9 protein-coding genes are annotated in these 16,390 nt (G+C 59.4%); 7 read left to right on the top strand and 2 right to left on the bottom strand.

The window, feature by feature from the left end; all coding sequences use genetic code 11:
• The first annotated feature begins 71 nt into the window (after positions 1-71).
• The 6 genes from ACWUI2_RS03600 to ACWUI2_RS03575 all read left to right on the top strand — a co-directional run bounded on the left by ACWUI2_RS03600 (position 72) and on the right by ACWUI2_RS03575 (position 8,706).
• On the top strand, positions 72-962 hold the full coding sequence (locus ACWUI2_RS03600) for a capsular polysaccharide export protein, LipB/KpsS family (protein ID WP_486981498.1): 891 nt from the start codon (positions 72-74) through the stop codon (positions 960-962).
• A 333-nt stretch (positions 963-1,295) separates the two neighbouring features.
• Positions 1,296-3,887 (top strand): response regulator, encoded by a 2,592-nt coding sequence (locus tag ACWUI2_RS03595; protein ID WP_486981497.1) that lies wholly within the window; start codon positions 1,296-1,298, stop codon positions 3,885-3,887.
• A 234-nt stretch (positions 3,888-4,121) separates the two neighbouring features.
• On the top strand, positions 4,122-4,985 hold the full coding sequence (locus ACWUI2_RS03590) for a BON domain-containing protein (protein WP_486981496.1): 864 nt from the start codon (positions 4,122-4,124) through the stop codon (positions 4,983-4,985).
• A gap of 172 nt (positions 4,986-5,157) precedes the next feature.
• Positions 5,158-5,763 (top strand): thioredoxin family protein, encoded by a 606-nt coding sequence (locus tag ACWUI2_RS03585; protein WP_486981495.1) that lies wholly within the window; start codon positions 5,158-5,160, stop codon positions 5,761-5,763.
• A 253-nt stretch (positions 5,764-6,016) separates the two neighbouring features.
• Positions 6,017-7,513 carry an ATPase domain-containing protein gene (locus tag ACWUI2_RS03580; RefSeq protein ID WP_486981494.1) on the top strand — a complete coding sequence of 499 codons (1,497 nt, stop codon included), beginning with the start codon at positions 6,017-6,019 and terminating at the stop codon, positions 7,511-7,513.
• Entirely contained in the window at positions 7,510-8,706 is a 1,197-nt protein-coding gene (locus tag ACWUI2_RS03575; protein ID WP_486981493.1) for a sensor histidine kinase, read from the top strand. Before ACWUI2_RS03580 ends, ACWUI2_RS03575 begins: the two co-directional genes overlap by 4 nt.
• Before the next feature lie 9 nt (positions 8,707-8,715).
• Here the strand turns inward: ACWUI2_RS03575 and ACWUI2_RS03570 are convergent, their stop codons facing one another.
• On the bottom strand, positions 8,716-9,123 hold the full coding sequence (locus tag ACWUI2_RS03570) for a response regulator (RefSeq protein WP_486981492.1): 408 nt from the start codon (positions 9,121-9,123) through the stop codon (positions 8,716-8,718).
• Here ACWUI2_RS03570 and ACWUI2_RS03565 point away from each other — a divergent pair.
• Positions 9,122-9,562, top strand: a complete 441-nt coding sequence (locus ACWUI2_RS03565) for a hypothetical protein (RefSeq protein WP_486981491.1) — start codon at positions 9,122-9,124, stop codon at positions 9,560-9,562. The two genes, ACWUI2_RS03570 and ACWUI2_RS03565, sit on opposite strands and share 2 nt — an antisense overlap.
• A gap of 821 nt (positions 9,563-10,383) precedes the next feature.
• Here ACWUI2_RS03565 and ACWUI2_RS03560 read toward each other — a convergent pair.
• Positions 10,384-16,299: an alpha-2-macroglobulin family protein gene (locus ACWUI2_RS03560; protein WP_486981490.1), complete on the bottom strand. Its 5,916-nt coding sequence runs from the start codon at positions 16,297-16,299 to the stop codon at positions 10,384-10,386.
• Between the last annotated feature and the right edge of the window lie 91 nt (positions 16,300-16,390).

The following is a 16,390-nucleotide window of genomic DNA, read 5'->3' as shown; positions in this document are numbered from 1 at the left end:
TGGCATGATTGTAGAGGTCCGGTCGTCACCAATATTTGGTGATTGTGGTCGAGAGGAATGTTTTAAAATTTATGGGTAAAATGAAGGTAGATAGGTTTGGTGTATTGTTTTCTTTCTTTGTAAATAAGTTCCCCCTGTTGTTAAGGGATGAATTTCGGATTGAATGTTTGTGGGGAGGGGATTTTTCCCCGAATGGGAATGAAAACGTTGTTAGATTTTCATTTGAAACTCCGCTGATTACTCGATCGATATTTAAGTTTCCTTCGCATGTTTACGATAAGGATAAGTATTACAGAATAGCCTTAAACTGCGCGGCAAGGTTTAATTGGGGAAATTTTGTGTTTCCTGATAAAATGTCCGGAGATAGGTATTTTGAGCTTTTGGAAAAAACAGGGCGAGCCTTGATGCCGATGAGAGAGGATACAATGTCCCGATCAATCTTATATGTCTTGCAAATTCATGGTGATCTTGCGTTGAACGGAATAGATCAAATGGCTCGGTGTCGTGATGATTTGAAAATGATTCGTGAGTTTCGCCCAGATTGCGAAATTATAGTGGTCCCTCATCCTCATTATTTTTGGCCGAGTATGGAAGATAATTGGAAGATTCGTAATTCCAAAGAAATGTTGGTGGGCTTGAGGAAGGATTGTGAAGAATTAAATTGTCGATTTGTGGAGGAACCAAGTCGGACATATTTCGATTATTGCGATGTCGTGGTTACATATTCAAGTGGGACCGGATATGAGGCATTGGAGCAAGGGATTCCCGTCATTGCATTATTGTCACACAGTTATGTGCATGATGTTGTTCCAGATAAGCTGGATGTTTTGGCTGGTCCGGTTGAGATTTCGGAATCTAAAAGGAATTTGCATTTTTTTAAGTTAGCATATTGCGAATGGAATATCTATGAGATTGTTACGGGTGAGGCCGCTAGGCATTATTCCAACCTATTTTGGAGTTGATCTTTGAGCGTTTTGGGTTCGCGTTAAATCATCCGGTTATCTTCTGCGGCGGAAATCCGCGCTCATCTGCGATTTGTACTTTGGCGTGGTTGCCTGGGCTGGGGCTCGGCATGGAGCCGGGACGGCTCAGCTGATCGTGGCGCTATCTGCGGTCGTCTGCGCCCATCTGCGGTAATCCCTTGCGGAGGATCTGGCGACGCAGATCGCTTGTGTCGAAAAAGCCCTCAGCGTGCGGAATTGACGTATCGCCCTTGGGGCGTTTATCTTCGGTTACGCGACTTCACGGAGGGGTGCTCCGGGAAGGGCGTTTTTTACTAGGTTTGACACGATTAAATGGGGACGGAAGAGAGTCATGCGTTTTTGACGGGGGGCGGCGAAATGGGGGATCGCATCCGTTGCAAGGACTGGTCTCAAACTTCCCTTGGTCCGCTGGAAGACTGGTCGCCTTTGTTGCGGACCACGGTTGGAATGGTGTTGGAGGTCGGATTTCCGTGCGTTCTCTTTTGGGGGAAGGACCAGAGTGCGATTTATAACGACGCTTACCATGAGTTGCTCGGGGAGAAACCGGAATCGTTGGGGCTGTCGCCCGTGGAGATGTGGCCGGAGGCAACCGACTTCCTGGAGTCGGCCGTCGAAGAGGTGATGGCGGGGAAGGCGGCGCGGTTCCGAAATCGGTCGTTCACGGTCACCCGCTACGGATATCCGGAAGAAATTTGGGTCGACGTCTCGTTCAGTCCGGTGCGCGACGAAAGCAACCGCGTCGTCGGCGTCTTGAACATTGTCAACGAGACCACCGAACAGGTTTTGGCGGATCGGCGGCAATCGTTTCTTCTTTCCTTGAGCGACACCTTGCGGAAACGCTCCGAACCGCTGGAGATCATGGCCGTCGTCACCCGGATGTTGGGGGAGGAGTTGAAGGCGGACCGAGTCGGGTATGCGGAGATGAACTCCGACGGAAGCAGATGGGTGATCGATGGCGAGTGGCGCGTCCCGGAATTGCCGTCGATGGCAGGGGAGCACCGACTGGAGGATTTCGGGGAAACGATCGTCGAGAAATTGCTGAATGGCGAGACCACCCGGATCGACGACCTCCGGGTTTACCTGGAGAAACGGGGGGATGGCTTCGCTGACGGGAAGGAGCAGTATGGAATCCGGTCCGCGGTGAATTTGCCGATCATGTCCAAAGGGCGGCTCGCCGGGGTCCTTTTTGTCCACCAGACCGCGCCGCGGACGTGGACCGACGCCGAGGTCAATTTGATCCAGGAGGCGGCGAATCGGACCTGGAACGCGATCCGGCGGGGGCGGGCGGAAGAGCGGCTTCTCCGCACCGAAGCTCAACGCTCGGCGTTGATCGCCCACGCCCCGATCGGAATGTATTTGCTCGACCCCGACTTGCGGATCAAGGAATTCAACGAAAAGGCGAAGGTCTTGTTTTCGGCGGTCGCGCAACCGATCGGGATGAAGATCGACGAACTCTTTCAACGGATTCTGCCGCAGGAGGAAATCGCCGATATCGTCAGGAAGTTCCGCGACACCCTGGAGACGGGGGAGTCTCACATGGCCCCGACATATCGGGGCAATCTTAGCGGCGGGAAGGAGATCGAGTATTACGAATGGGAAATCCATCGGGTTGCATTGCCCGCCGGACGTTTCGGAGTGGTCTGTTATTTCATCGATGTTTCCTCCCATGTCCGGGCGCAATTGAAAATCAAGAAAAGCGAACGGGAATTGCGGCAATTGAGCGAGAGCCTCGAAGCCAGGGTCGCCGACCGAACCGTCGAGTTGCAGGAACAAACCGACCGTTTGCGCAATCTCGCGGCGGAACTCGCCTCAGCCGAGCAACGGGAACGGAAACGTCTGGCCGCCCTGTTGCACGACGAGCTCCAGCAGTTTCTCGTCGCCGCCAATATGCAGATGGATTTGATCGCCCGTCATGTTTCCGATGATACAGGAAGACAGGCGGCCGACCGGGCCGGGCGCTGGATCCGCGAAGCGGCCGAGGCGGCGCGGGATCTCACTCGCCAACTCCGGCCTCCCGCGCTGTACGAGGGCGGATTGCTGCCCGCCCTCCATTGGCTTGCTTCCGAAATGAAGGAGCGGCACGGGATCGACGTGACCATTTTAAACGAAGATCTCGAAAGTCCGTTGAACGACGACGTCAAGGCGCTCGTGTTCGAGTGTATCCGTGAATTACTGTTCAACGTCGCCAAATATGCCTTGGTCGACCGGGCCGAGGTCAAGGTTTGGCAGGTCGAAAATTGTCTCCGCGTGCTCGTCTCCGATGAAGGCCGGGGGTTTGACATCGAACTGGTCGCCTCGCGGCGGCAAAGCGAAGGATTCGGTCTGTTCAGTATCCGCGAGCGATTGGCGGCCTTGGAGGGGGACATGACCATCGAATCGGAGCCGGGGCGGGGGACCCGGATTGAGATCGCGGTTCCGCTGCCGGAGACGGCCGAGGAGGTCGAGCGGACTTCGCTGGTTTCGTTTCGCACCAACCGGAGCGGGAAGACCGGCGGGGGACTGGCCACCACCGACGACCGGATCCGGGTGCTGGTGGTCGACGACCATGCGATGGTGCGGGAAGGGATCGCCAACGTCCTCGACGAGGATCCGCGTCTGTTGGTCGTTGGGGCGGCGGGTGACGGGATCGAGGCCCTCGAAGCGATCCGTGAGCGGATGCCGGACGTGGTGTTGATGGATTTGAACATGCCCCGGATGAATGGCATCGAGGCGATCCGCGAAATCCGCCGCCATTGGCCCGCGATCATTGTCATTGGTCTTTCGGTGCAGAGCGACGAAACCACCGCCAAATCGATGATCGACGCGGGGGCGGCGGAGTTCCTGTCGAAGGCCGGAGATTCCGAGCAGATCATTGCCGCCATCACCCGTTTGGGGGGCAAAAGGGCGTCCGGCGATGCCGGTTGACCCTGAGTGGATGCAGGAGTTCGCCCCACTCCAAGGGTCGAATCAAACCTCATTCCCCCCTGCCGTTTCTGACGACCTGCGTTGATGCGAGGCCGGAAAATCGTGACAGGCCTTCCCTGATGGAGGAAAGCCAGCCCAATTTCTACAATAGTGGCAGCCTAATCGATGAATTAGCGCTGCTCCGTCTCTTCTGACCGGGGCAACGGCATCAAAAACACAAAACGAAAATAAACTATGAAAAACCTGGCACTTCATGTGAAACCAATAGTCGCGGCGGGGGCCATCGCTCTCCTGCTGACCGGCTGCAATACCGCGGACCGTCGCGCCGCCGATACGGAGGGAACCGATGAAGGAGTATGGTTCGGCGCGCCGCAGCATCAGCATCAAGGAGACGTCGACATCGATGTGACCGCCACCGACGATGGCGAGGCCCGCGATGAAGCCATCAACCAACGAATTGTTTCTTCCATCGAGTCGGACGAAACTTTGGCCCAGCATTCGATCAATGCGCGCACCGTTTACGGAGTCGCCTGGCTCACCGGCACCGTCGAGTCGGAAGAAGAGCGGGAGCGGGCCGAAGAACTGGCGAAGAGTCACGGCGCTGAGGAGGTGGTGAACCACATCCGTGTTTCCACCGACGTGCAATACGGGGCCGCGGGCGACCGGCAGGATGATCAAGCGACCGGCGCGGTCGGCGAAACCGGTGAAGCCGGGGCGGTCGGAGAAGTCGGCGTCGGAGAAACCGAGGATCGTCAATTCGGGGCGGCCGAAGCTCGCACCGAACAGCACGAAACCCGCACCGAGGAATATGGCGTCCGGAGCGAAGAGCACGAAGTCCGGACCGAAGAAGAGGATGTGAGGACCGAAGAACGAGATTTCCGCACCGAGGAAGAGGACGATCTCCGCACGGAGGACCAAGACGGGCTCCGGCAGGAAGACGACCTGGCCGGCGACCGCGCCGGTGAACAAGACGGAATCCAATACGGGGCTCCCGCCGATCGCGCCGACGAAGACGCGGACCAGGCGGAAGGCGACCTCGACGATGACCGGCAGGATGACCGGGAAATCGGCCAGGACGGCGACCGGATGGAATACTGATCACGGTTTTTTGCTGGTGGTTGTGAACGCCCGGCCCTTCGTGAACGGGGGCCGGGCATAATCACGGATGGAAACAGACATCGCTGCCTGTTTTTTTCGCAGACAGGAATGGGGTCACTCGGGCCTTCTTTTTGCAACTAACGATGGTTTCCGGGGTTCTGTTTTCTTGCCTATGAAAACAATATCGACCGTATTCGCATCGTTTCTTATCGCCGCTTCCGCCCTGGTGGGAGCCACCGTCGGGGAAAAAGCTCCGGCTTTCGAACTCCCGGCCGCCGATGGGGAAACCTATTCGCTATCCCAATTCGAAGGTAAATATGTCGTGTTGGAGTGGTTGAACCACGACTGCCCGGCCGTGATCAAATTTTACAGCACCGGGGAAATGCAGCGGTTGCAGAATGAACTGGCGGAAAAAGACGTCGTCTGGTTGTCGATTATTTCCTCCGCTCCCGGGACCCAGGGATATTCGACTCCTGAGGAAGCGACCGCCCGAACTGAAAAGAAAGAGGCTAAACCGACCGCCGTTCTCCTCGATCCCGAAGGCACCGTCGGTCGCGCCTATGGCGCCCGCACCACCCCCCACATGTATGTGATCAGCCCGGAGGGACAGCTGATCTATAACGGAGCCATCGACGCCAATCGGTCGACCCGTCCCGCCGATGCCGGCACGGCTGAATATTATTTCCTGACCGCCCTCGAGGATTCCTGGGCCGGCCGCGAAGTGGCCAACCCGGTCACCCGCGCCTACGGTTGCTCGGTGAAATACGCCCGTCAGTGATTAAAAGTGGGTGAGGCGTCCCGCCTCAGTGACGATCGCAGGTTTCATCTGGCCGATGAACTTCCTGCGGTGGAGCGTCTGCCCTGTTGGAGTTTCGGCTTCAGCCGGTTTTCAGATCGAGGTGGGGACCGCCTGAAGGTGGAACTCCAACAAATCGGCCAGATGAAATAGCCCCAACGATTTGTAAAATGATCCGTCAGCTGCGCTTGTCTTCGCGCGGGAAGGTTGCTATATCTTTGCGCAACTCATCCTTATGGCGGATCATTCAGACACCGAATCTTCATCAACTTTGCTCGCCCCTACCGGCGTTCCCGGTCTTGACCACGTAATACCCGGCGGATTGCCGCGAAACCGGATTTATCTGGTCGAAGGAGACCCCGGGGTTGGGAAAACCACCCTCGGCATTCAGTTTCTTCTCGAAGGAGTTCGGAGGGGAGAACGGGTCCTCTATATCACGCTTTCCGAGAGTCGGGACGAGTTGCTCGCGGTGGCGGATTCCCATGGCTGGGATCTGTCGAAGGTGGACATTTTCGAGCTTTCCGCGGTCGAAGAAAAACTGAGGGCGGAAAACGAAAATACCTTTTTCCACCCCTCGGAAGTCGAGTTGACCAAGACCGCCCAGGTGGTGATGGCGGAGGTGGAGCGGCGGCATCCCGAGCGGGTGGTCTTCGATTCGCTGTCCGAACTTCGTTTGCTGGCCGAAACGCCCTTGCGGTATCGGCGACAAATGCTGGGATTGAAACAGTTCTTTTCCGGCCGGGCCTGCACCGCCTTGTTTCTCGACGATTTGACCGCCGATGTGAAGGATTTGCAGGTACGGAGCCTGTCGCACGGGGTGATTACTCTCCTGAAATCTTCCCCGGCCTATGGGATTTCCCGACGGAGTTTAAACGTGGAAAAGGTCCGCGGGGTTCATTTTCGCGAAGGCTATCACGATTTTTCGATCCGCAAAGGAGGGGTGGTCATTTTCCCTCGCCTGGTGGCCGCCGAGCATCTTCGGGACTTTCCGACCGAGATCTTCCCGAGCGGGAACGCGGCCATCGATTCCTTGTTGGGCGGTGGGTTGCACCGCGGCACCAGCAGCATGTTCATGGGGCCGCCAGGGACCGGGAAATCGACGCTCGCCTTGCGATATGCCTGCACCGCCGCCGAAAAGGGCGAGGGTGTTTCGTATTTCATATTCGACGAAACCCTGCGGAGTCTGGTTGACCGGAGCAAAGCGTTGGGCATGGATATCGGGCCCCACATCGAGGCGGGCCTGATCCAAGTGAGGCAGATCGATCCGGCCGAGATTTCGCCGGGAGAGTTGACTGATTTGATTCGGATCGCGGTCGAGGAGCATTCGACCCGGATGGTCATCGTCGACAGTATCAACGGTTATCTCAACGCGATGCCCGACGAGCGGTATCTCAATTTGCAGCTACACGAACTGCTCGCCTTCTTGAACCAGCAAGGAGTGATTTCGATCCTGATATATGCCCAGCAAGGATTGATCGGTTCGATCCGGAGCGCCGTCGATCTGACTTATCTGGCCGATTGCGTTGTCCTTCATCGCTTTTTCGAAGCGAGAGGTGAACTGAAGCAAGCAGTGTCGGTGATTAAGAAACGAAGCGGGAGCCACGAACGCTCGATCCGGGAATTGAAGGTTGAAAAGGAAGGGCTCGTGGTGGGCGAACCGCTCCGGGCCTTCCAGGGGATTTTGACCGGCGTGCCTACGTTGGGCGATACATTCGACGAGGACATTGATTGATCCCTCCCTCTCAAATCGCTCCGCTGCCCGTCTCCCTGGATGAGCGGGTTTTGGTTTTCGCTCCCACCGGGCGCGACGCCGAATTGGCGTGCCGTTTTCTTCAAGCCGACGGGATTGCGGCGGAAGGATGCGATTCCACCGACGAGCTCACCCGGAAAATGGAGGAGGGGTGCGCCGTTATCATTCTCGCCGAGGAAGCCTTGGGGCGCGAGACGATGGATGCCCTCATCGAGCAGATCGCGCGCCAGCCGCATTGGTCGGAAATTCCCCTGTGTGTGATCACCAGCGGCGGTCAGCATTCCGCCAATGCCTTGCGTCGATTGATCGCCTCCAGCGGGGTGGGGAACGTGACGGTTCTTCACCGCCCGTTTCCCGCGGCCACCCTGTTGAACGCGACCCACGTCTGCCTCGGTTCCCGGCGGCGCCAGTATCAAGTGCGCGCCCTGCATGAAGAACGGGAGCGAATTCTTGCCCAACTCGAGCAACAGGTCGAGGAACGGACCCGCTCCTTGTTGGAAACCAACGAGCAATTGGAGGCGTTTTGCTACACGATCGCGCACGACTTGCGGGCACCCTTGCGGGCTCAGCACGGATTCGCCACCGCATTGCTCCACGAATACGGGGATTGCCTCGATTCGACCGGGCGGAATTACGCAGAACGGATCATCGCGGCCGCGGGCCGCCTGGACGGTCTCGTCCGCGATCTGTTGACTTACGCCCGTCTGACCCGGGGCGAGATCGTCCTGGCCCCGCTCTCGCTGCGGAAACTGGTGGCGGAGATCCGGGAGGAAATGGCGTTCGATCTGACCGATACGATCCTTTCCCTTGGAAACCTCGATTTCGAAGTCTTGGGTCACGGGGCTTCACTGAAAACCGTGATCACCAATCTCCTCTCCAACGCCTTGAAATTTACCCATCCCGGCCGCCCCCCGCGGATCAGGCTGGAAGCCGAGGAGCGGGAGGGATGCGTCCGGTTTTGGGTGAGGGACAACGGCATCGGCATCGCCGCGGATCATCAGGAAGAAATCTTCACGGTGTTTGCCCGGCTCCACAAAGCCGAGTGTTATCCGGGGACGGGTGTCGGCTTGGCGATCGTGCGCAAGGTGGTCGAACGAATGGGAGGCCGGGCCGGAGTCGATTCGGTCGAGGGAAAAGGAAGCGATTTCTGGATCGAGTTGCGTCGACCGGATTGAGCCGATCGCTCAATCGGAGAGCCTCTTCAGGCATTCGATGATCTCGTTGGAAGAAACCGATTTTTCGATGTAACGGTTTGCTCCGAGCTCCATGGCGCGCGACACATCGCGGGCTTCGGCCGACGAACTTAGAACGATCACCGGCAGGTCCCGAAAATCTTCCCGGGAGCGGACCCATTCCAGAACCTGGAAGCCGTTTTTCCTCGGCATCTTCAAATCCAGAACCAAGGCGGAGGGCAACGGATGTTTGGTCCGGTCGCTGAACGACCCTTCGCCTGCCAGCCAATCGATGGCGACCTGACCGTCGTCGACGATCTCGATCCGCGTCCCGATTTTGGCGCGTTTCAAGGCCATTTCGAATAAAAACGCCTCATCCGGATCGTCTTCGGCGTAAAGTATCATCTTTGATCCTGCCATGCTTTCTCCTGCCAATACGGGCAAGATTAAGCCGATCATGACGATTTTTGCGGATCGAAACAACATCTATTTTTTCCTCAATCCCGATGCGAGTGGAATCAGAAGTGGTGGGATCACCGTCGTGTCATTGCGAGGAGGCTCCGCCGACGATGCAATCCACGAAAGAGCGACCCGCGCCTCTTTCCCGGAACGTGGATTGCCGCGTCAGTCGTTCCTCCGTCCTCGCAATGACAGACGGTTGCCTGTTTTTCCCACCACTTCCACTCACGCCCTCCCGATGCTTTCGAGCGTGCGGAAGAGCTTCGGCTGTTGGACGACTGCCGGGCGGGTGGCTGTCGCTGACCGTTCGAAAGCGGTGCGGGGACGCACCGCACTCCAAAGCGCTTCGCGCAAAACCCCGTTCGCCTTGTTGGAGTTCCGCATTCATGCGGTCCAATGACAGACGGTTGTCTGTTTTTCCCACCACGTCCACTCACGCCCTCCCGATGCTTTCGAGCGTGCGGAAGAGCTCCGGCCGTCGGATGACTGCCGGGCGTGCGGCTGTCGCTGACCGTTCGAAAGCGGTGCGGGGACGCGGGGACGCACCGCACTCCAAAGCGCTTCGCGCAAAAAACCGTTCGCCTTGCTGGAGTTCCGCATTCATGCGGTCCAATGACAGACGGTTGTCTGTTTTTCCCACCACGTCCACTCACGCCCTCCCGATGCTTTCGAACGTGCGGAAGAGCTCCGGCCGTCGGATGACTGCCGGGCGTGCGGCTACCGCTGACCGTTCGAAAGCGGTGCGGGGACGCACCGCACTCCAAAGCGCTTCGCGCAAAAACCCGTTCGCCTTGTTGGAGTTCCGCATTCATGCGGTCCAATGACAGATGGTTGTCTGGTTTTCCCACCACTTCCACTCACGCCCTCCCGATGCTTTCGAGCGTGCGGAAGAGCTCCGGCCGTCGGGTGACTGCCGGGCGTGCGGCTGTCGCTGACCGGTCGAAAGCGGTGCGGGGACGCACCGCACTCCAAAGCGCTTCGCGCAAAAACCCGTTCGCCTTGTTGGAGTTCCGCATTCATGCGGTCCAATGACAGATGGTTGTCTGGTTTTCCCACCACTTCCACTCACGCCCTCCCGATGCTTTCGAGCGTGCGGAAGAGCTCCGGCCGTCGGATGACTGCCGGGCGTGCGGCTACGCAAAAAACCGTTCGCCTTGCTGGAGTTCCGCATTCATGCGGTCCCTGCTTCGTGAGCAGACCGGCTTGAAGGCGGAACTCCAATTATTTTACCTGGAGCGAAATGCTTTCCGAATGGCTCGAAAATTCCGGCGCATACATCGATTGGATCTCGGCGATGCCGGTTCCGTAGACGCCCCGGTGAAAGACTCGGGTGGAATACTCGAAGACGTAGGTTCCCCTCGGAAGATAATCGATGAAGAAGTGGCTGGCGGTGTCGCGGGTCGATTCGTAATAAGCGAGCCCGTCCTGGTACCGGTAACCGGACAATACGTTTAACGGCTCGAGGCCGGCACCGCGCGAATCCTTCAGATGGAGATATTCCATGTCGCGGTCGCTCCGCAGTTCGATCCGAACCACCAATTCGTCACCGACATTCAACGCCCCTTCCACTGTTTCCAACACCGGACCCCGGGAGGAGGGGACCTTCCGGAACACCTGCTTCTTTAACTGCAACGGTGTCGCCTGGTGGGGCGTGATCTTTTCGAGATCCTCCAGGTATTGCCAATGCGCGCCGCCCCACGCCACGCCCTCATCCGCCTTGCGGACGGTGATGTATCCATGCTCCGGATCGACTTCGGGACCGACGATCCTGACCTCGTAGAATCCGGTTCCGGGTTCGGTCTCGCCGGAGCCGACCGCGGGAGTGATCTCCCGGCTCGATTGGCCCTGTCCGAGGGAGACGTGGACCAGTTCGCGGGAGGCGAGCAGATCGGTTCCCCGCAGGATCAACGCGTAAACCGCGTCGGCGGTGGCCTTGGTGGTTTTCCAGTCTTGGGTCTGTTTTTGTTTGAGCAGCCAGACCTTGCACTCCTCCACGCTTTCCCAATCCGCGGCGATTTCCGCGAATGCTTCAATCATCAGTGCCTGCGTTTCGATGGGAGCGCGATACCACCACCAGGAGCGTTCGAGGTCGCGCCAAAACATTCCCATCTCCTCGTCGTGGACCGCGTGTTCCCGGATCGAGTCGAGGATCGCGGCCGGCGTTTCGGCGTCGCCGAACCGGTGCAGCGCCAACGCGAGGTGGGCTTGCGATTGCCGATGGCGCAGGCGGGGCCAATTTTCTTTTCCCCGACGAAGGAAATAGTCGACCGCCGTCCGGTGTTCGCGCGCGATGGGATGATCCTCCAGAAAGAAGCTTCGGCCGTAAAGATAAAGGGCGATCGAGGGGGAGAGATGGAAGTTCTCCTTCTCCCCGTCCTTGAACTCTCGATACAGTCGATCAATCCAGCGATCAAGATAATCGATCGAACGGAGCGCGGGTTCCATGGGAACGTCGACCCCCAGATGACGAACGCGGCCGAATCCGGTGGTGATGTAGAGCGTCATGAATTCGTTGGCGGGTCCCCCGGCGAACCACGGCCAGCCGCCGTCGGGAAACTGCTCTTCGCCGAGCCGCCGGACGGTCCGTGCGATCTCCGAGTTGAGCCGGTTTTCATCGAAAAGGATTCCGATATTCCGCCGGGCCTGGCTTTCCGATTGGGCCTGCCGCACCCAGGGTGTTTCCTGAAGAAGGACGTTTTTCAGTTCTTCGTTTTTCTCCAGCGGGCTTTCCAATGCCGGGATGTTCTTCCACAAATCGAACGTCCCGCGGATTTTCGGATTGGAATTCGCGATGTGGCGGCCGAGAGCGTTCGCGTAGAGGCGGTTGAAGGTTTGTTCGGTCGATCCGTGCGACGATTCCATCAGGTAGGGCAAAGCCAACACCGCGTACCAGGCGGGATTCGAAACCATCTGGATGGTCAGACTCTGGTGGTGAAGCGTATCCGACTCTCCGCTACGGATAAGCTTCTCGAATTCGAACTCCCGTTCTCCGGGACCTCGGATCGGAAGGGGCAACGCTTCACGGACCAGCATCCGGCGGGAAAGTACCGGGAGGTATCCTTCCTCTCCGTCGGAGAGCTGTCCGGCGACGGCGACCGCCCGGTAGATCAGGACCGGCAAGCTGTCGGGAACCGTCAACCGCCAGTGGAAGCTGCGGGATTCGTTCGCGGGAATTGAGAAAGTTTGGTCCGGGGAATGGAGACCGAGCCGTTCGTCAGCCGGAAGCTCCGTCAGCGCATCGGTGAAGCCGAGGCGAACGGTCCCTTCCTGTGGCCGGTCGCTGCCGTTGGTGACCGTGACCGAGAATTCGATTTCGTCCCCTTCGCGGACGAAGCGGGGCGGGTTGGGTTGAACCATCAGGTCTTTCGCGGAAACCGCTTCACCTTCGAGCATCCCCCAGCGCAAGTTCCGGTCGTGGGCAAACCCGAGGAAACGCCACTCGGTCAAGGTCTCCGGCATGGTGAACGTCAACCGCACCGTGCCAGCCTCATCGGTTTCGAGGTGCGGGAAAAAGAAGGCCGTCTCCTGCAGGTTCCGCCGCGGGGCGACCGTGGTTAAATTGGGAGCGGGCTCCCCGGCCGCCTCCGATTCGGCGGGTGCTGCTTTGTCCGCCATAGCGAGCGATTCCATCTGAACCGTGGCATCGAGCGCCATCCCCGACGCCGCCCTCGCCCGGCGGGGGCTTTCCCGTAGAAAAACGGCGCCCCGGGGCAGGAAATTTGTTGCGAAGGAGCGATAGAGTAATTGGGGGTGTGCATACTCCACCTGCCAGCCATGGTGGACGATTCCGAACGATCGCCGGTAGTTGACGTGGCGGGGCTGTCCAGGCGCCGGATGGTGGAAGAAGAGGGGCTGCCACTCCGCCCACCGGTGGGGCTGGAAGGCGTCGAGCGAGGCGTCGTAGAGCGTGGCGACCATCTCGGCGGCGGCCGGCCCGGCGTCGGATCCTTGAATGACGGCTGTCCACGTTTCCCGGATGTTCGGTTCCAGGCGTGACGTGAACCGCTCCCAGCGGATGTCGAGCCGTTGGTTGGACCAGGGGACCTTGACCGGCAACACTTCGGTGTGTATTCGGTTTTCTCGGACGAACGTCAGGGAGAGGTTGAAGCCGCCCCGCATCTCTTCGGTGACGTCGATTTCGATCAAGGACTGGGTGTGGTCGGGATCGGTCCAGAAGCGACGGATAATCTGCTGGCGGTGTTCGATTTCGACCAGGGCCCGGCCCCGATCGTATCCAGTTCCCCACAACGCTCGGAAGGTCTCCCCCGGCTCGACCGTTTCCTTTTCCGGTTGGAAGAAATGGGGAACCGGTGTTTCGAAGCGTTCTTCGTCCGGCGCGATCACGTGGATCAGCTGTTCGCCGGTGACCGGTTTTCCAAACCGGTCGGTGGTTTCAATGACTGCGCGGTAGAAACCGGCGGGGAGTTTGAAATTGGCGGAAGCCTCGCCCTCCGGTCCGGTGGTGAAAGGACGTTCGGTGAGCCGCTCGCCGTTCGGCCAATTGGCGGGGTCCGAAAGATCGTCCTCGGGAGGCGGGCCCGGGCGTCGCCAGTCGCCGGGATCGGATTCGGGCCGTTTCCGGTGGATTCGGTCGGGCTCCTGCAAACGGTAGATCGCGAGGGAACCGGCCGCGCGCTCCGGTTCGTCGTCGAGCGAACGGGTTTTCACTTGGAGGTTCACCGGACGGTCGGGGGTTTGCCAGGGATCGAGTTCGAGGATCGCCTGGAGGGCGGTGTAACCGGCGCTGACCGTTCGCTGGGTGGAGCGGGTTTCCCCGGCGGTGTCGGTGACGTCGGCATAGATCCGGAAAACGAAAATGGGTTCGTCCGCCTCGGGCACGGAACGGTCGGGGCGGGCGGAAAAGGTGATCGAGAAGGAACCGTCGACGGCAGAGACGGCGGTCCCTTGGGCGATCTCCTGGGTCGTGCCATGGAAGGGAAAACCGCCGCGGCCTCCCCACCACCACCACGGACCGCGGGTTTCCCGGACGACCCGGTAGGCGACGGTCGCGCCGTCGACCGGAGCTCCGGTGTAGGCGGCGGCCTTCCCGGAAACCGTGATCTCCTCGTCGAGCCGAGGCGCTTCGGAGGGGGCGTCCAGGGTCACGGAAAACCGCGGCCGTTTGTATTCCTCGACCCGGACGAACGCCGAGCCATTGGGGCGGTTCACCGCGATCCGCATTTGTCCGGTCAGGCGGTCGTGCGGGGCGGTGAAACTGCCGGAGAACGAGCCGTAGGCGTTGCTCTGGTGTTGTTGTCGTTCGATCACCTGGCCGTTGGCGTCGTAGAAAAGAACGGTGACCCGGCGCCGGTCGATCACCTCGTAATTGTTTTCCTCCGGATCGGTCCGGAGAAGGATCCCCTTGTATTGGATGGTTTGCCCGGGGCGGTAGATTGAGCGGTCGGTGAAGAGAACGGTCTGTTCGCGGGTGGAGGTTCGGTGGCTTCGAGAGAAAAAGCTGTCCGGCAAAGTCGCCACCGAGTCGCCGTCGTGGCTGGCCTTCACGACGAAGCGAGTGTGATTGGTCTCCCATTTTCGGGAGAAAAATCCGTCGGACCCGGTCGAGACGGTTACGGGGGAAACCGTCGGGCGTCCGGGGTGGGTGATCTCGCGGATCGCGACTTTGGCGCCGTCGATCGGTTCGCCGGAGCGGGCGTCGACCACGACTCCATCCAATCGATCGGCCCGGGGCCAGACCACCAGGGAAAGATTGCTTACCCAGACCGGGGCGAGGGCGATCTGGTTATCCTTTTGTTGGAAGCGGCGGTCGTGGCTGGCGAGGATGATATAGAAGCCGGGTTTGAGTTGGTCGACGACCGGAACGGGAAGGGATTCGGTCCGTTCCTGGAAATCGGAGGTGGGCGGGAGCCGGTGGTCCCAAACGGCGGCCGGGCGCAATCGGAGGAACTCGGCTTGTTTGGTGCGCGAGAGATGGCGCACCTCCCGTTCGGCGTCCAGCAGTTGGTCCCAATCGTAGCGGACCGCCCGGAAGTAAACGTGGTCGACGTTCCGGTAGGTGACGTCGATGGTCGGCGGCGGATCGTTCCAAACTCCTTCGGTCTCGATCCGGGCGGATTTGCTTTCGATCTCGCGAATCACGTTTTGGGCCATGCGGGCTCCCGGTGATTTGGGGAAAGCGGTGACCGCCCGGCGGGCGATGGCGTGGGCTTCGGCGAGTTCGTCCTGACCCTGCAATGCGCGGGCCAGTTGGAAAAGAGCCATTGCGGCGACCTCGTTTTCAGACCATTCGTCGATGAAGCTCCGCATCGCCGAGATAAAACGCTCCTCGACGGCCGGGCCGATGGCGGTGTTTTTGGCGAAAACCAGGCGGCCGAGGTCGGCGTCGGCGAACGGTTCGGGCTGGTCGCGATGGAAGTGCAGGAGTTCCTGGTAGAGGCGGACCGCCTTCGCTTTGGGAGAATCGGCGGCTTCTTCGGGGAGTTCCCAAGCGAGGAATTCGTCGACCGGGGCGAATACCGGGTCTTCCGCGGAGATCTCGAAATCGTCTTGCGGTTTCGCCCCCGCCTGTTCGCCGGAGGTGTAAAATTCCAAAGCCTCGTGGACGATGAAGTCGTAGAGCGTCGGGCGGTAGCGATCCGGGACCGTTCCGGTAGTCAGCAACGGTTCCCAATCGGTCACCGGAGTGGCGCGGAGGAAGTCCCGGGCTTCCAGGGCGAGGGAAAACTGGCGGTCGATTTCAGCGTAAAGCCGGGCCAGGTCCCAAGTGGTGAAGTCGTCGCCCGGCGGTTCGCCGGTGGTGGTGCGTTGCATGAAGCGCCACCGGTTTTGCTGGAAATAGGTCCAATACCAATGGGCCTGCAAGGTGTGGAGAATGGGCCGGACCTCCGGCGGCACGGTTTCGAGCACCTCCTGCATCCGTCGGATCCGTTCGTCGGCGTGATGGCCTTGGATGGCGCCTTCGAGGACGATTTTTTGCGCGATGGCGGCGGCCGCTTCGGGATAAGATCCTTCGGCGAGCGCCCGTTCGATGATCGGCTCAAGGGCGCGGATGGCGGTGCGGGGGAGACCCCGTTCGATCGCGTCGGCCACGGGATCGTTGGCGAGGATCGAGGAGAGGGCGAACGCGGCGACGGCGGCGGCGGAGATGAAGGTGAGGAAGATCGAAGGACGTTTCATGAGGAAGAATCGACGAAGGATGAAACCATCAATGGACAAATGAAGTGGCTGCTCAACACGAGAATAACGGATGGGGAGGGGGATTTATTAG

Source organism: Verruconatronum alginivorum (genome assembly GCF_056590205.1).
Note: the sequence above shows the minus strand (reverse complement) of the source record. Positions and strands in the feature narration are given on the sequence as shown.